The organism is Streptomyces sp. NBC_00385, assembly GCF_035917155.1.
In the GTDB taxonomy this organism is placed as follows: domain Bacteria; phylum Actinomycetota; class Actinomycetes; order Streptomycetales; family Streptomycetaceae; genus Streptomyces; species Streptomyces poriferorum.
In genome coordinates this window covers 1,220,365-1,244,347 of record NZ_CP107951.1, presented here as the reverse complement: position 1 = coordinate 1,244,347, position 23,983 = coordinate 1,220,365, and the positions used below count along the sequence as shown (strand labels likewise).

General features: G+C 71.9%; 19 protein-coding genes and 2 pseudogenes. 12 read left to right on the top strand and 9 right to left on the bottom strand.

Annotated features, from left to right (window positions below):
• The first annotated feature begins 225 nt into the window (after nt 1-225).
• The 10 genes and pseudogenes from OG959_RS05430 to OG959_RS05385 all read left to right on the top strand — a co-directional run.
• On the top strand, nt 226-1,683 hold the full coding sequence (locus OG959_RS05430; RefSeq protein ID WP_326656950.1) for an NCS2 family permease: 1,458 nt from the start codon (nt 226-228) through the stop codon (nt 1,681-1,683).
• 35 nt (nt 1,684-1,718) lie between these two features.
• On the top strand, nt 1,719-2,870 hold the full coding sequence (locus OG959_RS05425; RefSeq protein ID WP_326656949.1) for an XdhC family protein: 1,152 nt from the start codon (nt 1,719-1,721) through the stop codon (nt 2,868-2,870).
• A gap of 106 nt (nt 2,871-2,976) precedes the next feature.
• A complete protein-coding gene (locus OG959_RS05420) occupies nt 2,977-6,729 on the top strand; it encodes a S8 family serine peptidase (protein ID WP_326656948.1) in 3,753 nt (1,250 codons plus the stop codon).
• 242 nt (nt 6,730-6,971) lie between these two features.
• Nucleotides 6,972-7,274, top strand: coding sequence for an urease subunit gamma (locus OG959_RS05415; protein WP_148021623.1), 303 nt, complete (start codon nt 6,972-6,974; stop codon nt 7,272-7,274).
• Nucleotides 7,271-7,600 (top strand): urease subunit beta, encoded by a 330-nt coding sequence (gene ureB, locus OG959_RS05410; RefSeq protein ID WP_326656947.1) that lies wholly within the window; start codon nt 7,271-7,273, stop codon nt 7,598-7,600. Before OG959_RS05415 ends, ureB begins: the two co-directional genes overlap by 4 nt.
• A 1-nt stretch (nt 7,601) precedes the next feature.
• On the top strand, nt 7,602-9,305 hold the full coding sequence (locus tag OG959_RS05405; RefSeq protein WP_326656946.1) for an urease subunit alpha: 1,704 nt from the start codon (nt 7,602-7,604) through the stop codon (nt 9,303-9,305).
• Nucleotides 9,305-9,971 (top strand): annotated as a pseudogene (locus OG959_RS05400) (urease accessory protein UreF). Before OG959_RS05405 ends, OG959_RS05400 begins: the two are co-directional and overlap by 1 nt.
• A gap of 67 nt (nt 9,972-10,038) precedes the next feature.
• Nucleotides 10,039-10,689, top strand: coding sequence for an urease accessory protein UreG (gene ureG, locus OG959_RS05395; RefSeq protein ID WP_326666219.1), 651 nt, complete (start codon nt 10,039-10,041; stop codon nt 10,687-10,689).
• Nucleotides 10,686-11,402: an urease accessory protein UreD gene (locus OG959_RS05390; protein ID WP_326656945.1), complete on the top strand. Its 717-nt coding sequence runs from the start codon at nt 10,686-10,688 to the stop codon at nt 11,400-11,402. The genes ureG and OG959_RS05390 overlap by 4 nt, the downstream gene beginning before the upstream one ends.
• Before the next feature lies 1 nt (nt 11,403).
• A pseudogene (locus OG959_RS05385) lies at nt 11,404-11,565 on the top strand (hypothetical protein); the annotation flags it as partial.
• Nucleotides 11,566-11,639: 74 nt separating this feature from the next.
• On the opposite strand, the gene OG959_RS05380 reads toward OG959_RS05385, so the two are convergent.
• Nucleotides 11,640-12,899 (bottom strand): MFS transporter, encoded by a 1,260-nt coding sequence (locus OG959_RS05380; RefSeq protein WP_442805727.1) that lies wholly within the window; start codon nt 12,897-12,899, stop codon nt 11,640-11,642.
• 163 nt (nt 12,900-13,062) lie between these two features.
• Nucleotides 13,063-14,103, bottom strand: a complete 1,041-nt coding sequence (locus OG959_RS05375; RefSeq protein ID WP_326656942.1) for a hypothetical protein — start codon at nt 14,101-14,103, stop codon at nt 13,063-13,065.
• Between the two features lie 178 nt (nt 14,104-14,281).
• Between OG959_RS05375 and OG959_RS05370 the strand changes: the two genes are divergently transcribed.
• Both OG959_RS05370 and OG959_RS05365 read left to right on the top strand, forming a co-directional pair.
• Nucleotides 14,282-14,860 carry a dihydrofolate reductase family protein gene (locus tag OG959_RS05370; protein ID WP_326656940.1) on the top strand — a complete coding sequence of 193 codons (579 nt, stop codon included), beginning with the start codon at nt 14,282-14,284 and terminating at the stop codon, nt 14,858-14,860.
• A 51-nt stretch (nt 14,861-14,911) separates the two neighbouring features.
• Complete coding sequence (locus OG959_RS05365; RefSeq protein ID WP_326656939.1) at nt 14,912-15,316, top strand: nuclear transport factor 2 family protein; 405 nt, start codon at nt 14,912-14,914, stop codon at nt 15,314-15,316.
• Between the two features lie 37 nt (nt 15,317-15,353).
• Here the strand turns inward: OG959_RS05365 and OG959_RS05360 are convergent, their stop codons facing one another.
• The 7 genes from OG959_RS05360 to OG959_RS05330 form a co-directional block, all read right to left on the bottom strand.
• Nucleotides 15,354-16,493 carry a zinc-binding dehydrogenase gene (locus tag OG959_RS05360; RefSeq protein ID WP_326656938.1) on the bottom strand — a complete coding sequence of 380 codons (1,140 nt, stop codon included), beginning with the start codon at nt 16,491-16,493 and terminating at the stop codon, nt 15,354-15,356.
• Complete coding sequence (locus tag OG959_RS05355; protein ID WP_326656936.1) at nt 16,490-16,792, bottom strand: putative quinol monooxygenase; 303 nt, start codon at nt 16,790-16,792, stop codon at nt 16,490-16,492. Before OG959_RS05355 ends, OG959_RS05360 begins: the two co-directional genes overlap by 4 nt.
• Nucleotides 16,793-16,799: 7 nt before the next feature.
• Nucleotides 16,800-17,459: a glycerol-3-phosphate responsive antiterminator gene (locus OG959_RS05350; RefSeq protein WP_219566977.1), complete on the bottom strand. Its 660-nt coding sequence runs from the start codon at nt 17,457-17,459 to the stop codon at nt 16,800-16,802.
• 28 nt (nt 17,460-17,487) lie between these two features.
• Entirely contained in the window at nt 17,488-19,041 is a 1,554-nt protein-coding gene (locus OG959_RS05345; protein WP_326656933.1) for an FAD-binding oxidoreductase, read from the bottom strand.
• The gene (locus OG959_RS05340; RefSeq protein ID WP_326656932.1) at nt 19,038-20,711 is read right to left on the bottom strand and encodes a glycerol-3-phosphate dehydrogenase/oxidase; all 1,674 of its coding nucleotides are present in this window, start codon (nt 20,709-20,711) and stop codon (nt 19,038-19,040) included. Before OG959_RS05340 ends, OG959_RS05345 begins: the two co-directional genes overlap by 4 nt.
• Before the next feature lie 78 nt (nt 20,712-20,789).
• Nucleotides 20,790-22,346, bottom strand: a complete 1,557-nt coding sequence (locus OG959_RS05335) for an FGGY family carbohydrate kinase (protein WP_326656930.1) — start codon at nt 22,344-22,346, stop codon at nt 20,790-20,792.
• Between the two features lie 82 nt (nt 22,347-22,428).
• Nucleotides 22,429-23,865 carry an MFS transporter gene (locus tag OG959_RS05330; protein WP_326656928.1) on the bottom strand — a complete coding sequence of 479 codons (1,437 nt, stop codon included), beginning with the start codon at nt 23,863-23,865 and terminating at the stop codon, nt 22,429-22,431.
• Nucleotides 23,866-23,983 lie beyond the last annotated feature (118 nt).

The window sequence follows — 23,983 nt, the reverse complement described above, 5'->3', positions numbered from 1 at the left end:
TGCGCGCCTCCAGGAACGTCACACTTCCTCCGCCCGTACCGCCCGGAGGACCCAAGTTCCGCACCGCTAGCGGCCCTTGACCTGATGTACGCAGTTCCCGTTCCCCATGCATGAACAGTTCGTCTCGGGCCGTCCCCCGGGTCGTGCAGCCAGAGCATTCATCCCAAATCCCGCATCTCCATTCACCATCGCGGGTGCCCCTGTGAACCTTGGGAGTCAGGCATCATGACCCAGCAGTCAGTGGAACCGAAGACCGGTGCAAAGGACGCGGGCCCAGGCTCGCGCGTCCCCGCGGGCAGATCATGGCTCGACCGGTACTTCCACATATCCGAACGCGGATCGACCGTGGCCACCGAAGTGCGCGGCGGCGTCACGACCTTCATGGCCATGGCGTACATCCTGCTGCTCAACCCGCTGATCCTCGGCGGCAAGGACGTCGACGGCAACCTCCTCAGCCAGCCAGGCCTGATCACCGCGACCGCGCTCGCGGCCGCGGCGACCACCCTGCTGATGGGCTTCGTCGGCAAGGTCCCCCTCGCGCTCGCCGCGGGACTCAGCGTCTCCGGTGTCCTGTCCTCCCAGGTCGCCCCGGAGATGACCTGGCCGCAGGCCATGGGCATGTGCGTGATGTACGGCCTGGTGATCTGCCTCCTGGTGGTCACCGGTCTGCGTGAGCTGATCATGAACGCGATCCCGCTCCCGCTGAAGCACGGCATCACCATGGGCATCGGCCTGTTCATCGCCCTGATCGGCCTCTACAAGGCCGGCTTCGTGGGCAAGGGCACCGCCACTCCGGTGACCCTGGGCCCCGCCGGTGAACTCGCAGGCTGGCCCGTCCTCGTCTTCGCGGTGACCTTGCTGCTGATCTTCATGCTGCAGGCCCGCAACATCCCCGGCGCGATTCTCATCGGCATCGTGGTCGGCACCGTCGTCGCCGTCGTGATCAACAAGGTCGCCGACGTCGACCCGAAGATCTGGAGCAGCGGTCCGCCCGAGCTCAAGGGTTCCGCGGTCTCCTCACCCGACTTCTCGCTCTTCGGGGACGTCGAGTTCGGCGGCTGGGGCGACGTCGGCGCGATGACCGTCGGTTTCATCGTCTTCACCCTGGTGCTGGCCGGCTTCTTCGACGCGATGGCCACCATCATCGGGGTCGGCACGGAGGCCAAGCTCGCCGACGACAAGGGCCGGATGCCGGGCCTGTCCAAGGCACTGTTCATCGACGGCGCGGGCGGAGCGATCGGCGGCGTCGCCGGCGGCTCCGGCCAGACGGTCTTCGTCGAGTCGGCGACCGGGGTCGGGGAGGGCGCCCGGACCGGGCTCGCCTCCGTCGTCACCGGACTCTTCTTCGCCGCCTGCCTCTTCTTCACCCCGCTCACGGCGATCGTGCCGGCCGAGGTGGCGTCCGCCGCCCTGGTCGTCATCGGCGCCATGATGATGCAGAACGCCCGGCACGTGGACTGGAGCGACCGCTCCGTGGCCATCCCGGTCTTCCTGACCGTGGTCCTGATGCCGTTCACGTACACCATCACCACCGGTGTCGCGGCGGGCGTCATCAGTTACGTCGCCATCAAGGCGGCCCAGGGCCGGGCCCGTGAGGTCGGCGCCTTCATGTGGGGGCTGACGGTGATCTTCGTCATCTACTTCGCCCTGAACCCGATCGAGAGCTGGCTCGGCGTCAGCTGACGCCGCCGCTCCACACATCCGCCAAGGAGACCGAGATGCTGGACATCGCCGAGGAGCTCGACCGGTGGGCCGGGCAGGGACGCGACTTCGCCGTCGCCACCGTCGTCGCCGTCGGCGGCAGCGCGCCCCGCCAGCCGGGTGCCGCGCTGGCCGTCGACCGTGACGGCACGGCGATCGGCTCGGTCTCCGGCGGGTGTGTGGAGGGCGCGGTGTACGAACTGTGCCGGCAGGCGCTCGACGACGGCACGACCGTACGGGAGCGCTTCGGCTACAGCGACGAGACCGCCTTCGCGGTCGGCCTGACCTGCGGGGGCGTCATCGACATCCTGGTGACCCCGGTCCGGGCGGACGACCCCGCCCGCCCGGTGTTCGCCGCCGCGCTCGCCGCCGCCTCGCGGGGGCGGGCGGCGGCGCTGGCCCGGATCACCGAGGGGCCCGCCGAACTCCTCGGCCGGCCCCTGCTGGTCCACCCCGACGGCGGTCACGAGGGCGGGCTCGGCGGACACCCGGCACTGGACCGCACCGCGGTCGCGGAGACCAGGGCCATGCTGGACGCCGGGCGCACCGGCACCCTCACCATCGGCGCGGACGGCTCGCAGTGCGGACAGCCGCTCACGCTGCTCGTCGAATCCAGCGTTCCGCCGCCCCGGATGATCGTGTTCGGGGCCATCGACTTCGCCTCCGCGCTGGTGCGGGCCGGGAAGTTCCTCGGCTACCACGTCACGGTGTGCGACGCCCGCCCCGTCTTCGCCACGAAGGCCCGTTTCCCGGAGGCCGACGAACTGGTCGTCGACTGGCCGCACCGCTATCTGGCCACCACCGGCGTGGACGCCCGTACCGTCCTGTGCGTCCTGACGCACGACGCCAAGTTCGACGTCCCGCTCCTGGAGGCGGCCCTGAAGCTACCGGTCGCGTACGTCGGCGCGATGGGCTCGCGCCGCACCCATCTGGAGCGCAACGACCGGCTGCGCGCAGTGGGTGTCACGGAGCTGGAACTCGCCCGGCTGCACTCGCCGATCGGCCTCGACCTCGGCGCCCGTACGCCCGAGGAGACGGCCCTGTCGATCGCCGCCGAGATAGTCGCCGACCGCCGCGGCGGCAGCGGTGTCCCGCTGACCGGAGCCCACACCCCGATCCATCGCAGTGGCGTCCCGGCACCGGCCGAGCGCATCGCTTCCGTGGCCTGAAACCGGCGCGCCTGCGCCCTCCCCGGAACGGCGGTTCTCCGCCGCGGCGGCTTTCCGCCAGCGATGGCCGGTGACGAACGGGTGCGTCAACCGGTAGATCAGCTGCATGACATCCACACCCTCCACGGCCAACGGCCGGGCGAGACCCGCTCGCGCGCGGCGCCGAGCCCTCCTCATAGCGACCTCCGTCGCCCTCGTGAGCGGCGCGCTGCTGCCCGTCACGGGTACCGCCTCCGCAGCGACCGGGCCCGCGCAGCCCACCGGCCGGAGCGCCCCGGTCCACACGTACGACATCACGCTGGTCACCGGTGACGTCGTCCACTACGCCGACGGCGCGGGCAGGCAGGACACCGTCACCGTGGACCGCCCCGACGGCGCGGTCGGCGGGGTCCACGTCCAGCAGGCCGGGGACGATCTCTACGTCCTGCCCGACGAGGCCGGCAGCCTGATCGCCGCCGGCAAGCTGGACCGCCGACTCTTCAACGTCACCGCTCTCGCGAAGATGGGCTACGACGACGCGAGGACCGGAGGCATCCCGCTGATCGCCACGTACCCGGCGAGCACGGCCCGTTCGCTGCCCGCCGCCCCGCGCGGCAGCAAGTCGGTCCGGGCGCTGGAGTCCATCCACGGCGCGGCACTGAAGGCCGGCAAGGACACCGCGCGCGCCTTCTGGGACGACATCGCGCGGACCTCCACGGCCCGTTCGCTCGACAACGGCATCGCGAAGCTGTGGCTCGACGGCCGTGTCGAGGCCGCGCTCAAGGACTCCGTCCCGCAGATCAACGCCCCGCAGGCCTGGGCCGAGGGGTACGACGGCAAGGGCATCAAGGTCGCCGTCCTGGACACCGGCATCGACGCCGACCACCCGGACGTCAAGGACCGCATCCTGGAGACCAGGAGCTTCGTGCCGGGCGAGGAGGTCGACGACAAGAACGGCCACGGCACGCATGTCGCGTCCACCATCGCCGGTTCCGGCGCCGCATCCGACGGCGTCAACAAGGGCGTCGCCCCGGCCGCGGGTCTGCTCGTCGGCAAGGTGCTGAGCGACGGGGGTTCGGGCGCCGACTCCGGCATCATCGAGGCGATGGAGTGGGCGAAGGCGGAGGGCGCCGACGTCGTCTCCATGAGCCTCGGCTCCAGCATCCCGGACGACGGCACCGACCCGATGTCCCAGGCCGTGAACGCGCTGTCCGCCGACGGCGGTCCGCTGTACGTGATCGCCGCGGGCAACGCGTACGGGGCGGGCACCATCGGCTCACCCGGCTCCGCCGACAAGGCGCTCACCATCGCCGCCGTCGACAAGCAGGACGGCCGGGCGGACTTCTCCTCCATGGGCCCCCTGGTGCGCTCCTACGGCCTCAAGCCGGACCTCTCCGCCCCGGGCGTCGACATCAACGCGGCCGCCTCGCAGTCCGTCCCGGGCATCGAGGGCATGTACCAGTCGATGTCCGGTACGTCGATGGCGACCCCGCACGTCGCGGGCGCCGCGGCGATCGTGAAGGAGCGTCACCCCGACTGGTCCGGTCAGCGCATCAAGGAAGCGCTGATGACCTCGTCCCAGGTGCTGCCCGCCTACACCCCGTACGAGCAGGGCACCGGGCGGCTCGATGTGAAGGCCGCGATCGACACGACGATCGAGGCCACCGGTTCCGTCGAGGTCGCGACGTACGACTGGCCGCACAGCGCCTCCGACCCGGTCGCCGAGCGGACGATCACGTACCGCAACAGCGGCACGGAGGACGTCACCCTCGACCTGGCGACGGACAGCGGCACTGACGCGTACACGCTGTCCGCGAAGCAGCTGACCGTTCCGGCCGGTTCGACCGCCGAGGCCGTCCTCTCGCTCGACCCGTCGAAGGTCGCGAACAACACCACGTTCTCCGGGCAGGTGATCGCGAAGGACGCCTCCGGCGCGGTCGTCGCGCACACCGGGTTCGCGCTCAACAAGGAGCAGGAGCTCTACGACCTCACGCTGGAACTGCGTGACCGCGCGGGCAAGCCGATGGACGGCATCGTCGTCCTCGCCGCGCTCGGCGATCCGAACCTGTCTCCCGTCCAGGTGTCCGGGACGACCACACTGCGGATGCCCCCGGGCAACTACACCGCCTGGTCCGCCGCCGACATCAAGGGCGACACCGCCGACTCGCAGGCCCTGGCCTTCCTGGCGGCCCCCGAGATCATCCTCGACAAGCCCACCACGGTCACCCTCGACGCCTCCGAGGCCCACAAGGTCGCCGTGACGACGCCCAAGGAGACGGAGACCCGTCAGCTGCGCTACGACATGGCCCGCACCGCACCGGACGGCACCGTCCAGCGCGACGCGTACCAGATCCCGCTGACGTACGACCAGTTGTGGGCGAGCCCGACCGAGAAGGTCACCCGGGGCAGCTTCTCCTTCCTCACCCGCTGGCGGCAGGGCGAGAAGCTGATCGACCTGACGGCCGACGGCCGCGACGTCCCCGTGGCGGTGCAGGGCGGTTCGCCCGTCGCCGAGGACAGCGAGCAGCGGTTCGGCAGCGTCTTCGCCGGCAACGGCGCCCCCGCCGACTACGCGGGCCTCGACGCCAAGGGCAAGGCCGTCGTGATCCGCAGCAGTGAGACGGTGGCCCCCGCCGACCGGGCCGCTGCCGCCATCGCCGCAGGCGCCAGGGCCCTGTTCGTCGTCAACAGCGGCGACGGCGTGCTGATGGAGTCCTACGCCGACTACGGCACCACGCTGCCCATCCCGGTCGCCTCCGTCCGGCGCCTGGCCGGAGAGGGCCTGGTGAACGCCGCCCAGCGGGGCAAGCCGCTGACCGTCGACCAGCACAAGTACGCGAGCTACGTGTACGACCTGGTCGACCGCCACGACGGTACGATCCCGGACCGCTCACTCGCCTTCGCCCCGGCCACCCGTCAGCTGGCGAAGGTCGAGAACACCTTCTACGGCCACCGGGACGTCGTCGGCGGCGGCTACCGCTACGACATCCCGGACTACGGATTCGGCATCGGCTTCGCCGAGTACGAGAAGTACCCCGCCACCCGCACGGAATGGGTCAACCCGCTGCCGGGCGACTCGTTCTGGTACGAGGACCACGCGGTGTACAACGAGAGCGGTACGGACGTCTCGCTGGAGGAGCGCAGCGCCGACCTGGACTACACGGCGGGCCGCACCTACCCCGCCGACTGGTTCGCGCCGGTCACCCGGCCGCGTCTGGGCACCGGCTACTGGGGTCCGTTCCGCACGCAGTACGACGACATGCAGTACAACATCACGCCGTGGACGGACGGGGGCGCCGGTCACTCGGGCTCCATGCCGGACAAGGAGTACGACACCACGACGGCCGCGCTGTACCAGGGCGGCCAACTGCTCGACCAGGGCGCGGGCCGTGCCGGATACGCCGGGAACCTCGCCGCGGAGGAGCGGCCCTACCGGCTGGTGCTCGACGCCACGCGCGACGCGGACATCTGGAAGACCTCCGTCCGCACGCACTCGGAGTGGGCGTTCGTCTCGGGCGCGCCCGACCCCGAGGGCCCGTTCCAGGTCGACATCCCGATGCTTCAGCTGGACTACGACGTCGCGACCGACCTGGCCGGTGACGTGAGAGCCGGGAAGTGGACCGAGATCGGGCTGTCGTCCACCACGCAGGAGTGGCTGGAGGGTGCCGTGAAGGCGACGAAGGCCTCGCTGTCGGTCAGCTACGACGACGGGAAGTCCTGGAGCGCGGTGCAGCTGAAGAAGGACGCGGCCGGTTCCTGGACCGCCCGGTTCAAGACCCCGAAGAAGGGCGCCACCGCCGTTTCGCTCAAGGCGCACGCCGAGGCCGGCAACGGACTCGCGGTGGACCAGGAGATCATCCGGGCCTTCGGCCTGAAGTGACCTGCTGAAAGCTCCGCCTGAGGCGGTCGCGCACCCCGGCCCGGGGCGCGCTACCGCCTTTCTTTACCTCTCCTTGATGATCAAATTTTGTCTGCTTTGCCCGTATATGGCAGGCGATAACGCCAGAAAGGGACTTTTTGCGGTGCGATGCAATTTGCCACGGTTCCACTCAGAGGCTTATAAGAGGAGGGTGGCCGAGGCGATTCCGGGAATTCCGGGGACTGCCGCCATGGAGGTTTCCCATGTTTCTGACTCCGTCCGACACGGAGAAATTGCTGCTGAGTGTTGCCGGAATGGTCGCCCGTGACCGGCGGGAGCGGGGCGTACGCCTCAACTATCCCGAGGCCGTCGCCCTGCTCGCCTGCTGGGCGATGGAACGGGCCCGCGAAGGGGCTCGCGTCGCCGACCTCATGACGGCGGGACGTTCCGTCCTCACCCGTGCTGACGTGCTCGAAGGTGTCCCGGAGATGCTGCACGACGTCCAGGTCGAGGCGACCTTCCCCGACGGGCGCAAGCTCGTCACGATCACCTCGCCGATCCCGTGATCCCCGGCGAGATCCGGACCGGATCCGGCGTGCTGCACATTAATTACGACCGTCCCATAATTCAGCTGACCGTGGTGAACGACGGGGACCGTCCCATTCAGGTCGGATCCCATTTCCATTTCTTCGACGTCAATCCCGCACTTTCCTTCGACCGGTGGTCGACGAGGGGATTCCGGCTCGATATCCCTTCCGGTACGTCGCTGCGCTTCGAGCCCGGCGTCGGCGCGGAGACCACCCTCGTCGCGCTCGGCGGACGCGGGACGGTGCCCGGCATCGTCGTACCCGCCGCACCCTGGACGGACACCGCGGCAGAGGAGGCCGTGTGACATGGCACAACTGACCCGCGCCGCCTATGCGTCGCTCTACGGGCCCACCACCGGCGACCGCATCCGGCTCGCCGACACCGACCTCTGGATCGAGGTCGAGGAGGACCGCTGCTTCGGCGGTGAGGAGGCCGTCTTCGGCGGTGGCAAGTCGATCCGCGAATCCATGGCCCAGGCGACCACCTCGCGCGCCGACGGCGCCCTCGACCTGGTCATCACCAACGCCGTGGTCCTCGACCACTGGGGCGTCGTCAAGGCCGACGTCGGCATCCGGGCCGGCCGGATCGTCGCCCTCGGCCGCTCCGGCAACCCCGACATCGCCGACGGGGTCCACCCGGACCTCGTGATCGGGCCCGGCACCGACGTCGTCTCCGGCGAGGGCCGCATCCTCACCGCCGGGGCCGTCGACACCCACGTCCACTTCCTGATGCCGGAGACCCTCCACGAGGCCCTCGCCACCGGCACCACGACCGTCATCGGCGGCGGCACCGGAGCCACCGAAGGATCCAAGGCCACCACGGTCACCCCCGGCGCATGGAACCTCGCGATGATGTTCCGGTCCCTGGAGAACGTCCCGCTCAACGTCATGCTGTTCGGCAAGGGCTCCACCGTCGGCGAGGAGGCCCTGCGCGAGGCGGCGCTCGGCGGCGCGGGCGGCTACAAGGTCCACGAGGACTGGGGTGCGACCCCCGCAGCCATCGACGCCGCCCTGAAGGCAGCCGACACCTACGGCCTCCAGGTCGCCCTGCACGGCGACAGCCTCAACGAGGCCGGCTACGTCGAGGGAACCCTCGACGCCATCGCGGGCCGCTCCATCCACGTCTTCCACGCCGAGGGCGCGGGCGGCGGCCACGCACCCGACATCATCACCGTGGCCTCCCACCCCAACATCCTCCCGGCGTCCACCAACCCGACGCTCCCGCACACCGTCAACACCGTCGACGAACACCTCGACATGCTGATGGTCTGCCACCACCTCAACCCGCGGGTCCCCGAGGACCTCGCCTTCGCCGAGTCCCGCATCCGCGCCACCACCATCGCGGCCGAGGACATCCTCCACGACATCGGCGCCCTCTCCATCACCTCGTCCGACGCCCAGGCCATGGGCCGCATCGGTGAGGTCATCTGCCGCACCTGGCAGGTCGCCCACGTCATGAAGCAGCGCTTCGGGGACCGCGGCAGCGCCCTGCCCGCCGACAACGAACGCGCCCGCCGCTACGTCGCCAAGTACACGATCTGCCCTGCCGTCGCCCACGGCATCGACCACGTCATCGGCTCCGTCGAACCGGGCAAGCTCGCCGACCTGGTGCTCTGGGACCCCGCGTTCTTCGGCATCCGCCCGGCCGCCGTCATCAAGGGCGGCATGGTCGTGTACGCACCCCTCGGCGACGCCAACGCCGCGATCCCCACCACCCAGCCCGTGCTGCTGCGCCCCACGGCGGCCGCCGGAGCGGCCCCGCACCTCTCGGTCGCCTTCGTCTCCCCGGCCGCCCTGGACGACGGACTCGCCGAACGCCTCGGTCTCGTACGCGAACTGGTCGCCGTGCGCCCCACCCGCCACCTCACCAAGGCCGATCTGCCGAACAACACCGCGCTCCCGGCCATCGAGGTCGATCCGGAGACCTTCGCGATCCGGATCGACGGGCAACTCGTCGAGCCGTCACCCGCCACCGAACTGCCGCTGACCCAGCGGTACTCCATGTTCTGATGGCATCGCTCGCCTCTCTGCTGCTCGGCGACGGACGGCTCCCGGTCGGCGCGTACACCTACAGCGCGGGACTCGAACCCGCCGTCGCCGCCGGCCTCACCCGCGACCGGATCCCCGCACTGCTCAGGGCCCGGCTGCACACCACCGCCGTCACCGAGGCGGCCGGGTCCCGTCCTCGCGCTGCGGGCCGCCGGACGGGACCCGGCCGACTACGGACCCGTACAGCACGCGCTGACCGCACGGACCCCGGCCGCACCCCAGCGCGAGGCGTCGGCGGCGCTCGGCCGGGGTGTGCACCGGCTGGCCCGGCGGCTTGCGCCGGACCACCCGGCGGTCACCGCACTGGCCGGCCTGCGGCCCCGGCCGCTGCGGCCGGTCGCGCTCGGCGCGCTCGGAGCCGTGCTGAAGGTCTCCGAGGAGGAGCTGGCGCACGCCGTCGTCTACGACGAGCTCCAGACCATCGCCTCGGCCGCGCTGAAACTCCTGCCGGGCGACCCGCTCGACTCGGTCGCCTGGATCCTCGCCGCCGAACCCGACGCGGCACGGGCGGTGACCGCCGCCCTCGCCGTCACGGGCCCGGACCGACTGCCCGCCCGTACGGCCCCGCTCACCGAACAGTGGGCGCTCGAACACGCACGAAGCGAACGGAGACTCTTCCTTGCCTGACAACGACACCACCCCCGTCCCGCAGCCGAACCCCCACTTCCACGAGCCGCTCAACCAGCCGCGCGCGCTGCGCCTGGGCGTCGCGGGCCCGGTCGGCACCGGGAAGAGCTCGATCCTGGCCACCCTGTGCCGCGAGCTCGCCGGTGAACTGTCCATGGCGGTCGTCACCAACGACATCTACACCGACGAGGACGCCCGCTTCCTGCGCTCGGCGGGCGTCCTGCCCACCGAACGGATCAGGGCGGTGGAGACCGGCGCCTGTCCGCACACCGCGATCCGCGACGACGTCAGCGCCAACCTGGACGCCGTCGAGGACCTGGAGGAGGCCTACGGGCCATTGGACCTGGTCCTCGTCGAGAGCGGCGGCGACAACCTCACCGCCACGTTCAGCCCGGCGCTCGCCGACGCGCAGCTGTTCTGCATCGACGTCGCGGGCGGCGGCGACGTCGCGCGCAAGGGCGGCCCCGGCATCACCGGCGCCGACCTCCTGATCATCAACAAGACCGACCTCGCGCCCTATGTGGAGGTGGACGTGGCCGCGATGGTGGCCGACGCCGAAGCGGCCCGAGGCGGACTCCCGGTCCTCGCCCTGTCCCGGAAGGACCCGGCCTCCGTCGCCGGACTCGCCGACTGGGTGCGGTCGTTGCTCGCCCGCCACCGTGCGGGCAGCCATGTACCCACGGACCCGGGCCCGATGGCGCCCCACAGCCACTCGTGAACGAACCGGTTGTCGTCGGTGTCGAGCGCGACGCCTCGGGCCGCCACCTGGCGCGCGAGCTGCGGCCCGGAGCCTTCCTCGCCCCCCGTCCCCTGATGCCCGCCTCCGACCGGATTCGGATCGCCCTGGTCGGAACCCGGGCGGGGCTCCTGGCGGGCGACGACCTCGGACTGCGGATCTCGGTCGGCCGGGGCGCGCGTCTGGAGCTCGTGGAACCGGCCGGTCTCGTCGCCTACGACCACCGGGGCGGCAGCTCCCGCTGGCAGGCCCGCGTGGACATCGCCGAGGGTGGCGAACTCCTGTGGCACGGACTGCCGTTCGTCGTCTCGGACGGGGCCGATGTCGTCCGTACGATGGATGCCCGGCTCGCCGCCGGGGCCCGGATGCTGTGGCGCGACACCCTGGTCCTCGGCCGCTCGGGCGAACGCGGCGGCAGCCTGCGGGCCACGACCCGGGTGACGTACGGCGGACGCGAGCTCCTCGTCGAGGACCTCGACCTGACCGATCCGGACCTGCGCGAACTGCCCGGCGTTCTCGGTCCCCACCGGGTCGTCGGAGCCGTCACCGCGCTCGGCGCGACCCCGGCGGGCCCGCCGCATCCCTACCGGACGGACCTGGCGGGCCCGGGTGCGCAGGTGCGGCTGCTGGACACGGCCGCCCCGGCCGTCGAGGCGGAGCTGAGCGCGGTCTGGGAGTCCTGGCTCAGCCCTTGATATGCACCATACATATGGGCTGCATGGTGCATATCAAGGGTGTGGTGCGAGGAGCCGCGCCGGACGCGTCGAGTCGGAGGAACAGCGCAATGAAACACTGGAGAACAAGGTCGCCGTCGTCACCGGAGGAGCCTCGGGCATCGGTGAAGCCGTCACCCGGATCTTCGTCGAGCGGGGCGCCCGGGTCGTGGTCGTCGACCTCCAGCAGGAGGCCGGGGATGGCCGACGGCGGCGCGATCAAGCTCCGCTGACCGCGTCCGGGGCCCCCTTTCCCGCCGCCCCGCGGCCGCGGGCCCCGGCGCCCACCACCGCCGCGCACACCAGCGCCGGGGCCGCCGCCAGCGCGAAGCACAGGGCGAGCGGCAGCCGGTCCACGAGCAGGCCGACCACCGCCGTACCGCCCGACGAACCGGCGTTGAAGGCGGTGTTCACCCAGGCGCCCGCCTGGGTGCGCCGGGTGGCGTCCACGGACTCGTCGGCGATCAGATACGCGGTCGTCAGCGCCGGGGCGACGAACAGCCCGGCGACCGCGACGACGGCGACCAGCACATACAGATGCGGCGAGACGCCGGCCACCATCAGCGCCGCACCCAGCGCGGCGGCCACCGCCACAAGCCGCACCCGGCCTGCCGACTTCCACCGCACCGCCCCGTAGGCCAGGCCGCCGACGGCGCTCCCGGCCGAGAGGGCCGCCAGCACCCAGGACACCGCCGCCGGACGCCGGAGCTGCTCGGTGAACGCCACCACCAGCAGGTCGAGTGCCCCGAGGCAGAGGCCCACGGCGGCCGTCACCACGACCGCGTGCCGCAGCGCGACGATGCCGTGCAACCGGAGCCGGGGCGTGGCCGGCTCGCCGGCCGGGGGCCGAACCGTGCGCGCGCGGGACACCGCGGGTGACGACACCAGCGCCGACGCCCCCACGAACACGAGCACTGCACCGGCCAGGACACCGGCGGCCGGTTCGGCGACCGTCACCACGATGCCCACCAGCAACGGACCTGTCACATACAGCAGTTCCTCGGCGACGCCGTCCAGGCTGTACGCGCGCTGCAGCAACTCGCGGTCGGGAACGAGGCTGCTCCACAACGTTCGCATGACCGGCCCCAGCGGCGGCGTGCAGGCTCCCGCCGCGACGGCCAGGGCGCCCAGGACGAGCGGCGGGGCCCCAGGCCGCCAGGCGGCCAGGGCGATCACGGTGAGCAGCGTCGCGTACAGCCCGGCCATCGGCGGCAGGACCCGGCGCGGCCCGTGCCGGTCGATCAGCGCGGCACGCGCGGGGGAGAGGACGACGCTCGCCGCCCCGAACACCGCCATCGCACCGCCGGCTGCCGCGTACGAGCCGGTGGCGTCCTTGATCGCGAGCAGGAGGGAGAGGGGAACGATCCCGTACGAGAGCCGCCCCAGTAGCGCGGCCCCGAAGGTGCGTGCGGCGTGCGGGGTACGGAGCACGGCGGCGTACGAAGGCGCGCGCGAGGGCGCGGAGGGTGTGAACACGATGACTTTCCTCGTGAGGGCAGCGCGAGGACGCGGCGCTGCGGGCATGCGGGGACACCGGAGTGCCGCACCCGGGACGAGGGGTGCGGTCAGTGCGGGGTCCTACGCACGAGGAAGGAACATGCGGGCAAATTAGCAGAGCGCGCGCCGCGGCGGCAGGGGCCCTCTACCCGGTGATGTCCGGATTGGCCGCCAGTACGGCCTCCGTGGCCGTGTCCAGCCGGGGCAGGAACCCCAGGACCGCCGAACGCCGGTCCAGCAGATCGGCGGTACAGGTGATCCCGTTGAGCTCGGCCACGGCCGCCTCGAACGCCGGCAGCCGGGCCCTGTGCAGCGCGGGAGCGTCCACGGCCAGGACCGCGTGGCAGCGGGCGAGCGTCGCGACGATCCAGAACACCGCCTCGCGGTGCTCGCCGCGGTCGATCAGCTCCAGGCTGCCGTCGACGGCGATGGGCCGCGCCTGTTCGGTGAGGTCGCTGCTGAAGAAGAACGGGGTGCGCGCCAACGGGACCGTGGCGTCGAACGTCCGCGTCAGCTCGCCCACATGGTGCCGCACCACGCGCTCGGAGACATCGGCGCAGCCGAGGAGCGCCAGCAGCTCCCCGTAGAGCTCCGGCTGTCCGTACGCGGCGAGGACGTCGCGCGCGGCGCGGTAGCGCAGCCGGACGGTGGGATTGCGCAGTGCGGCGACCAGCAGGACGTGGGTGGTGACCCCGGTGGGGAACATCCAGGCCGGCACCTGCTCGTGAAAGGGCGCGGACACGTCGAGCGCGCCAAGGCGGCCCACGACGCGGCCCCGGGCGTCCCGGCATCGGCGGCGCACCTCGCTCCGCTCGGCGAACCGGGGCGCGACGGCCGCGTACAGGGCGCGCAGCCCGCCGGTGGGATCGTCGATGACCGTGTCCGTACGGAAGCTGCCCGCCAGATGGTACGAGGCCAGCACGGCCGCCGGATCGCCCAGCTCGGCCCACGGCACGTACGAGATCTCCAACAGCGCTCCCTCGTAGCGGAGTTTGCCGGGTTTGGCCGGTGGCTCGTCCTCCTCCGTGACGACCACGACGTCGACGTCGGACGAGGGCGGCAGCTCGGCGTCGTCGGGACGGCCGACGGTCGACCCGCTGAAGTACGCCCCGCGGTAGCCGGGGGCGGGACGGGCGTGGGCGGCCACCCAGCGGACCGCGGCGGCGCGTGCGGATCCGACTCTCACGTGCGCTGCTCCTCGGGGCCGGTGCGGCGGCTTCGGGCGCCCCCGCCTTCCCCGACTCCTACGGGGTGCGCCCGCCGTTCGTCAAGCGGTGCCCTCGGGTCCCCGCCCGTGCTCCGTCGCCGGGTATGGTCGGTTTCGTTCCGCCGGTCCGTCCCCGAAGCTTCTGGCGAGGTACACGATGCGAAAGATCATCTATTCCATGTCGGTCTCCCTCGACGGCTTCATGGAGGGACCGGACCGGGACATCAGCTGGCACCTGGTCGACGACGAACTGCACCGCCACTTCAACGAGCAGATCGCGAAGATGGGCGGGTTCCTCGACGGGCGGATCGTCCACGAACTGATGGCGGACTTCTGGCCCACCGCCGACCAGGACCCGGCCAACGCCGGTCCGATGGCCGACTTCGCGGTCATCTGGCGGAACATGCCGAAGTACGTCTACTCCCGCACGCTGGAGCGCGCGGACTGGAACACCACGATCGTCCGCGAGGTCGTGCCCGAAGAGGTCAGAGCGCTGAAGGAGCAGCCCGGCGGCGACCTGGGACTCGGTGGCGCCGGCCTCGCCGCGTCCTTCGCGGCACTCGATCTGATCGACGAGTACTGGGTCTACGTCCACCCGGTCCTGATCGGCCGGGGACGATCCATGTTCCCGTCGACGGACACCAGGACCGCACTCCGGCTCGCGGGAACCCGGACCTTCGGCAGCGGGGTCGTGGAGCTGCGGTACGAGCGCGAGGAAACCTCGTCGCGGGACTGAGCGTCGCGGGCGTACCGTCGTGTCCCGGTCCGGACCGGCGAAGGGGAGCACATGGCACTGGAAGCCGATGACCGTCTGGCGGTCATGGAACTGATCGCCCTGCACGGACATCTGGTCGACGACGGCGAACTCCACCGGCTGGACGAGCTGTTCACCGACGACATCGTCTACGACATCACGAACCTCGGGCACGGCTCACTGATCGGGGTGGACGCCTTCCGGGACGCGGCGCTCGCCATGGGTGCGCTCAACCCGGTCGGGCACCACGTCACGAACATCGTGCTCACCGACCTCGGTGACGGGCGGGTCGGCGCCCGGTCCAAGGGCATCGGTGTCAACGCGGACGGCACGTGCGGCAGCGTGACGTACGAGGACACCGTCGTGCGGGGCGAGCGGGGCCGGCGGATCAGCTACCGCAAGGTCATCGCCCGGCGCACACCTCTCAGCGCCTCGTGAGGCGCCCGCCGGGCGGCGGGCGCCTCCGGCAGGGCGCTCAGGACTCCAGCAGCCCCGACGTGTCGAGCACCTGACGGATCGCCCGCCCCGACGCCAGCTCCTCCATCGCGTGGTTGACCTCGTCCAGCGCCAGCGTCCCCGTGTGCATCTCCTCCACCGGCATCAGCCCCGCCCGCCACAGGTCCAGGAACCGGGGGATGTCGCGGCGCGGGACCGCGTCGCCCATGTACGAGCCCAGCAACGACTTGCCCTCGCCGGCGAAGGCCAGGGCCGGGACCTCCAGCACCCGGTCGGGGGCGGGCAGGCCCACCGAGACGACCTTGCCGCCGCGGGCCACCGCGGCCAGGCACTCGGCCATGACCTTCGGGCTGCCCACGGCCTCCACCGCCACCTCCGCCCCGCCGGACATCAGTTCGCGGATCGCGCCGAGTGCCTCGTCGGGGGCGTACGTGTGCGTCGCGCCCAGCCGCAGGGCCAGGGCGCGCTTCTCCGGGACCGGGTCGACGGCGACGATCGGGTACGCGCCGGCCGCCCGTGCCCCGAGCACCGCCGACAGGCCCACGCCGCCCAGACCGTAGACCACGGCCGACTGCCCGGGGCGCAGGGCGGCCGTGTTGATGACCGCGCCGGCGCCCGTCAGGACCGCGCAGCCGAACATCGAGGCCACGGTGAACGGGATGTCGCGGGGGATCGGCACCACGGACTCCTGGGCCACCACCGCGTACGAGGAGAACGCCGATACGCCCAGCTGGTGGTGGACCGTGGCGCCGGAGGCGTCCGTCAGCAGGGAGGGGCCGTGCAGCAGGGCGCCGGAACCGTTCGCCGCGGCGGCCTGCGCGCACAGGGCGGGGCGGCCCGCCGCGCAGTCGGCGCAGAAGCCGCAGCTCGGCACGAAGACCAGGGCGACATGGTCACCGGGGGTGATCCGGTGGACGCCGGGCCCGGTCTCCTCGACCACCCCGACCGCCTCGTGGCCCAGGGCCATGGGGAGCGGCCGGACCCGGTCGCCGTTGACGACCGAGAGGTCCGAGTGGCACAGGGAAGCGGCGGCGACGCGGACCAGGACCTCGCCCTCGCGCGGGGCGCCGAGGTGCAGTTCCTCCACCTCGACCGGACGGGTCCGCGTGTAGGGCCGGTCCGTGGATATTCCGCGCAGCACCACGGCGCGGGTCCTCACGCGGTCACCCCGTCCCGGGGCGCGCACCGCAGGACGTCGCGGCTCTCCAGGAGCGGGACGACCTTACCGAGCACGATCTCCTGGAAGTGCGGGGTCGCGCAGTGCGCGGTGAAGTCGGCCTCGGCCGCGTACTCCTCGTAGAGCACGATCGCCCGTGGGTCCTCGGTGCCCTGGTGGACCCGGTAGGCGAGGTTGCCGGGCTCCTCGCGGGAGGCGGCGGCCACGGTGTCGAGCAGCGGGAGGACGGTGTCCTGCGCGCCGGGCCTGGTGCGGTAGCGGGCTACGACTACGTATGTCACGTCGGTACTACTCCTGGGGTGGGACTGGCCTCTTGAGTGCGGCCGGCGGGACCGGCGGCAGCTGGTCGCGGCGCAGATGCCAGAGGCGGGGGTCGGACGTGGCGGCCGCGGCCGACCCGAGGGCCAGCGCGAGCGCCACGTCCGCGGGGCACTCCACGAAGCCCGCGGCCACCGACGGGGACATCGCGCGCTGGGCCTGCGCACTCATCCGGGCGATGATCGGGGCGGGCATGATCTCGACCAGGTCCGGCGCCCCGCGCGAGATCGCGTCCGTGGAGCGGCGCAGATTGGACCGGTCGGTGACGAACACCTTCATCATCGTCAGCAGGCCGAGCGGGCGGCCCTTCTCTATGAGCGAGAGCCGGGTGCTGACCACGCCGTGCGCGCCCATGTTCTTGATGAACTCCAGCGCGCCCCGGTCCTGAGCCAGACCGGGGCTGCTGTCCACGTTCACGAACACGAGCTTCCCCGCCCGGCCCAGCGCCGGCACGACCTGGGGCAGCTGCCCCACCGCGAACGACGCGAGGATGCACACCTTGGCCGGTGCGGTCAGGAACTGCCGCAGCGGCTGGGTGCCGACGACCGACGCGATCACGGGCACCTCGGCGAACGCCGAGGTGAGCCGCGGATCGAGCGGTGCGCCGGACCGGGACGGGGAAGGGGTCATGGCACAACCTGCCTGGAAGAGTGCTGGGTCAGTTCAGCGGAGACGTACCGAATCGGCTGGGAAGGCCCAGTTTGCCAGGGTTGAGGATGCCGGCCGGGTCCAGGGCCGCCTTCACCGCGACGAACGCCGCGAAGCCCGCGCCCAGGGATTCCTGCAGGTAGGGACCGCGCAGCAGTCCGCAGCCGTGGTGGTGGCTGAGCGCCGCGGCGTGCTTGATGAGTACGGCGTTGGCCGCGTCCCACACCGAGCGGTACCAGTCGCGCCGTGCCTCGGGCGCCACCTCGCCGCGCAGCGAGAAGTACACGCAGGCACCGTCGGTGTACGCGTGCGACTGGTGGGCGGACGCCGCCAGCGTGCCGGGCACCGACTGGATCGCGGTGACCACCTCGTCGTAGATGACCGGGAGGCCGGCCCAGGAGGCCGCCATCTCCAGGGTGTCGGCGACGAAGCCCGGACCCGGCGTGAAGCCGTCCGCGGACTTGCCGACGATCATCCGCTCGTCCAGCCAGCGCTCGAAGACCGCCTTGGAGTCCAGCTCGGGGCCGTACTCCGAGCAGACCTCGGCCGCCACCTTGACCGAGGCGTCCACGATCGCCGGGTCGCCCTCGTCGGCGATCAGCAGCAGGTTGGTCTCCGGGTGGCCGAAGTGGGTGCCCGACTCCAGGGCGTCGTACAGCCGCAGGACGGCCGGGGTCGCGCCGCGCTGCATGATCTTGCGGCAGGCGTCCAGGCCCTCGGCGAAGGTCTCGAAACCGAAGGCGACTGCGTTCGCGTACTCCGGGAGCGGGTGCACGCGCAGCCGGGCGCCGACGATGACGCCGAGGGTGCCCTCGGAGCCGATGAACAGCTGGCGCAGGTCCGGGCCGACCGCCGCACGGGCGTAGTCGCCGTACGTGGCGCGGGTGCCGTCCGCGTGGATGACGTCCACGCCCACGACCATGTCCTCGATCTTCCCGTAGCGCGTGGAGAGCTGGCCGGCGCCGCGGCAGGCGATCCAGCCGCCGACCGTGGAGACGGCGAACGCGGAGGGCCAGTGGCCCGTCGTGACGCCGTACTCCTCCTGGAGCTGCTTCTCGAAGAGGTCGCCGAACATGCCGGCCTGGACGTCCACCACGTTCGACTCGGCGTCGAATCCGGTGATCCGGTTCAGCCCGCACACGTCCAGGACGACCCCGCCGAAGACGGGCAGTGCCGCCCCCGTGACGTTGGAGCGGCCCGCGGACGGGGTGACCGGGATGCCCGCCGCGTGGCAGATCCGCAGCACGGCGGCGATCTGGTCCGCGTCGGCCGCCTCGACGATCACGGCGTTCGGAGTCGCCGGACGGCCCTCGGTCTCGCCGATCATCGAGCCGGCCCACCAGTCACGGGTCCGGGTGACGACCTCGTCGCGCTCCACGTGCACGGCGTGCGCGGCCTCGCGCAGCGCCACGACCACGGCCTCGGGGACCTCGACCGGGTTGTTCTGGAGCGCGGCCTCGCCGTCGCCGATGGGGGTGTTCTGCGCCCACTTGGCGAAACTGGGCGCGCCGACCGTGTAGTTGCCCCGGTTGAACGGGTGGGTGATGGCCTGACGGCTGATCATGCTGCTGCCCCTTCGAGGAGTACGGACTTTTCGTGACGGACGGCCGCGAGGTAGTCGGAGACGGAACGCTCCACCTCGGCCTCCGTGAGGTTCAGTTCGCGGCCGAGGATCGCGCCGACCGCACCCGCCGCCTCGGCGGAGGCGTCGCGGGCGAAGAGCCGGGCGCGCAGCCGGCGGGAGAGGACGTCGTCCACCGAGCGGGCCAACTCGGCCCGGGCCGCGTAGACGACCTCGGCCTTCGTGTAGGGGAGTCCCGCGACGACGGGCCCGGCCAGTGTCGGGTCCTCCTGGATGAGGTCGCCGACGAAGCGCGCCTCGGTGCCGAAGCGCTCGCCCAGGTGCGCGGCGATGCCACCGGAGGCGGCCACGGCCTCGGCGTCGTAGCCGGCGCCCCCGAGCAGCGGAAGGTCCGTGGTGCGGCTCTTCCCCTTGCGGCCGAGGACGGTCATCACCTTGTCGATGACGAGCTCGCCCATGTGCCGGCTGGTGGTGAGCTTGCCGCCGGTCACCGTGACCATGCCGGTGCGGCCGACGCTGATGTGGTGGTCGCGCCGCATGTCGAGCGTCGCGCCCTCCTTGCCCCCGACCAGCGGACGCAGCCCGCCGATGGAGCCGACCACGTCGTCCGGGGTGAGCTTGCCCTCGAAGGCGGTGTTGGCACCCTCCAGCAGGAACTCCATCTCCTGACGCGTGCAGTGCACGTCGTCGGGGGAGCCCTGGTAGTCCTCGTCCGTGGTGCCCAGCACGACGCTGTTGCCCCAGCGGGTGCACGTCGCGCGGCGGGCCCGGCCGGGGATCGGCACGGTGACCGTGCAGTTGATCCGTACCTTGTCCCACGGCACCACGATGTGCACGCCCTTGGCGGGGCGGACCTGCGGCCGGTGGCCGTCGACGGCCTTCGCGTCCAGCTCGTCGGTCCACACGCCGGTGGCGTTGACGACGGCCCGCGCCCGGATGTCGACGCTGTCACCGTCCACGTCGACCCGGGCCCCGGCGACCTTGCCGGCCTGCATCAGCAGGCCCTTTGCCTTCGCCCCGTTGAGGACGGTCGCGCCGAGCGCCGCGGCGGTGCGCACGATGGTCAGGACGAGGCGGGCGTCGTCGGTACGGGCGTCGAAGTACATCAGCCCGCCCTGGAGGTTCTCCGCGCGCAGCGTCGGCGCCTGCGCGAGGACCTCCGGGACGGTCAGCCGCTGGTGGAGCTTGCCGATCCGCCAGCCGCCGACCAGGTCGTACGTCCACAGCAGCCCCTCGAAGCCCTTGGCGAGGCGCGCGTCGAAGATGCCCTCCTTCTCCAGGATCGGGAAGAGGAACGGCAGCCGGTGCACCAGGTGCGGGGCGTTCTTGCGGAAGCGGTGCCGCTCCAGGAGCGAGTGGCGTACGAGGTTGACGTTGCCCTGCTCGATGTAGCGCAGCCCCCCGTGCACCATCTTCGAGGACTTCGACGACGTGCCCGAGGCGAAGTCGTCCTTCTCGACCAGCGCCGCGCGCAGCCCGCGCGAGGCGGCGTCCAGCACCGCGTACGCCCCGGTGATGCCGCCGCCGATGACGAGTACGTCGTACGTGTCGTCGGCCAGGTGCCGCTTGGCCGACGCGCGGTCGAGCAGCAGGGGGGTGCGGCGGGTCGCCGCGGCGCTGCGCCGCGGTTTCCGGGCGGGCATGGTGATCACAACATCAACTCCTGGTGGTTCGGTGCGGCGGCCGCGTGGTCGGGTGTCCGGCCGCCGCCTGCTGACGGTGAGGGGCCGTCAGTGGGGGGTGGTGAGAGGCGTGAGAGCGGGGTCCTTGAGGTGGCCGATCAGCACGTCGCGCCAGGCGGCCCGCTGTCCGGCGCGTTCGTCCGCGCCCGTGGAGGGTTCGAAGACCTGGCCGCGCGGCTGCGCCTCGACGACCTCTTCGAGCGAGCCCCACAGGCCCTGGGCGACCCCGGCCAGATAGGCGGTTCCGCGCAGGCTGGCGGTCGCCGAGTCGGCGACGCGTTCCAGCGGCAGCCCGGTCAGGTCGGCCTGGATCCGCATGAGGGGGTCGCTGCCCGCGACCCCGCCGCCGACCCGGAGCCGGGTGAACGGGGCGCCCATCGTGCCGGCGACCCCGTCGATGAGGTCGCACACGGAGTGCGCGATGCCGTCGAGCACGGCCCGGGCCAGATCGGCGCGGGTGGTGGCGAGGGTGAGCCCGGTGAGCGCGGCGGTGGCCTCCGGGTGCCAGACCGGCGTGCGGACCCCGGCGAGCGCCGGGACGAAGCGCGGGGTGCGGCCCGGCCGGGTGGGGACCCGGCCGGCCTCCTCACCGAGCTCCTTCGGCGAGGCGAACAGGCCCAGGTCGTCGCAGAGCCAGCGCAGCGCCGAACCCGCCGTGGAGGTGTAGGCCTCCAGGCTGTAGTGGCTGGTGCCGCCCTGCCGGTAGCCGGGCTGGGCGAGCACCCCGGAGATGTCCGGCCGGGGCAGGGCGGGCGTGGTGCCGGTCGCCGCGTCGACGAACGCGCCGGTCCCGTACATGCACATGCCCTGCCCGGCGGCGAGGCCGCCGAGCGCGATCAGTGCGGCGTGCTGGTCGCCCATGGAGGCGGCCAGCGGGACGGCGATGCCGAGGGCGGCCGGGTCGGTCGTGCCGAATCCGGCGTCGTCCGAACGGAGTTCGGGCAGCAGGTCGAGGGGGAAGCCGAGGTGGCTGATCCACTCCTCGTCCCAGGCGTGCCGCTCCAGCAGGTAACCCCCGCTGGAAGCGGCGTTGGTCGGGGTGGTGGCGTGCACGGCGCCGCCGGTCAGGCGCCAGATCAGCCAGGTGTCGACGGTACCGAAGAGCAGCCGGCCCTCGCGGTGGGCGGCGGCCACCTCCGGGTGCGCGGCGATCTGCCGGGCGGCCCACAGGAACGGTGCGCGGGCGCCGACCGGCCGGCCCTGACGGGCGGTGAGAACGGCGTCCCACTCTGCCTCGTGAGCGGTGAGCTCGGCGGCGTACCGCCGGTCCTGCCACACCACGGCGGGCAGGAGCGGCCGCCCGGTGACCCGGTCCCAGAGCATCGCGGTGGCCCGCTGCGTGGAGAGCGCGACGGCGGTGACGGCGATGCCGTCCGCCCGGGCGGCGCCGACGGCCCGGCGCGCCACGTCGAGCGTGGCGGTCCAGATCTCCATCGGATCCTGCTCGACCGAGAGGTCGTCCGGATGGCTGACCTCGATCGAGCGGTAGAACACCTCGTGCGCGGCACCGGAGTCGAGGACGACTCCGGCCCGGGTGCCGGTGGTGCCCTCGTCGATGGCCAGCACACCGCGCCGGGTAGCGGCGCCGGGGAGCGTCTGCGTCATTGCAGCCCTTTCATTGCGAGCATCGCGAGCTGTACGGAGGGGGAGAGGGACCATCGTGGGGTGCGGCAGGAGCGGCGGACGGTCAGCGCGAGGTGACGGACTCCGCGTGTTCCGGCGCACCGGTCGCCCGCTGTGAGGCGGCCTCGTCGGGCGAGGCGGCCTTCATCGGGTCCCACTTGATGGCCAGACAGGTGATCATGCCGAGCAGCGGGACGACGGAGAGCACCAGGAAGGTGTCGGCGAGGCCGAGCGACTCCTTGATCTGCGGGAAGAGATACAGCCCCGCGACACTGCCGAAGCTGCCGACCATCCCCGTGACACCCGTGCCGAGCGCGCGCACATCACTGCTGTACGAGAGTGCCGCGATGGACTTGCCGTTGGCGCCGGGACCGGCGGAGTGGCAGAGGATGAACAGCACCGGCAGCAGGAACGCCACGGCCGTGGGGACCTTCTCGAAGGTCAGCCCCATCGCGATCAGCGCGACGAACACCCCGGCGAAGCCGGCGGCGGAGCTGAGCCGCAGCCCGAGCCGGCGGCCGAAGTACGCGGACAGCAGCCCGCCCGCGATGCCGAAGGCGTTGAACACCATCGAGCCGATCGTGGCCTTCTCGAAGCTCTCGCCGAAGATCGTCAGGCTGATCAGCGGGAGGTACCAGCCGACCGCGAAGTACTGCATCGACTGCCCGAGCGAGATGACCGAGGAGAGGATCGTGCGGGGCAGGTACTCGCCCTTGAAGAGCAGTCCGGCCTGGCGGAAGCCGATGGCGGGCGCGGCCGTCGCTGCGCGGGTCGCCTCGTCGGGCTTTCCGGCGACGGCCTTGATCCCGTAGATCCGGTCCAGGTTGAGGACGGACTCGTCCAGGCGGCCCTTGCTCGCCAGCCAGGTGGGGCTCTCCCTGAGCATCAGCCACTGGCCCACGAGGAGCGCCACGGCGACGACGGCGGCCGAACCGACCGACCAGCGCCAGATGTCCGAGCCGACGTCCAGGTTGAAGAAGACCAGGGCGAGCGCGAGGTTGCTGGTGGTGGCGACGTACCAGACGGCCTGCCACAGGTTCAGCCGGCCGCCGAGCTTGGCCGGGGTGTACTCGGCGAGCAGCGCCATGGCGACGGCGAAGTCGATGCCGTACGCGACGCCCACCAGGACCCGGCCCAGCCAGACGACCGTGAAGTCACCGGCGAACGCGGCGAGCAGGGCGCCCGCGATGGCGAAGACCTTGGCGATGAGCAGCGGGGGGACCCGGCCGATGCGGGTGGCGAGCCAGCCGCCGACCGGGTTGAAGATGATCGCCAGGGCCGGAGCGGTGGCCGTGAGGATCGAGACCTGCGTGCTGGTCAGCTCCATCTGGGACGTCATCGGCCCCAGACCGGCGCTCAGCGCCGCGTTCGAGTAGGCGTCGAGGAACAGCCCGCCGAACACGAGGAACCAGATGACTTGCGCCCGGCCGGAGATCTTTCCCAGCCCATCGATGAGCGCAACGACGTCGGCGACGCCTTTGACGCTCGGACGTTGTGCCATGAATCCGCCTTCGAGGAAGACCCATCGGCGGCACGGGGAGCACAAAAAAACAGGCATGACGAAACCACCGACAGGTGGTCTATGTCTGTGCCTGTCAAAACACTGCGGAAAGCGCCGC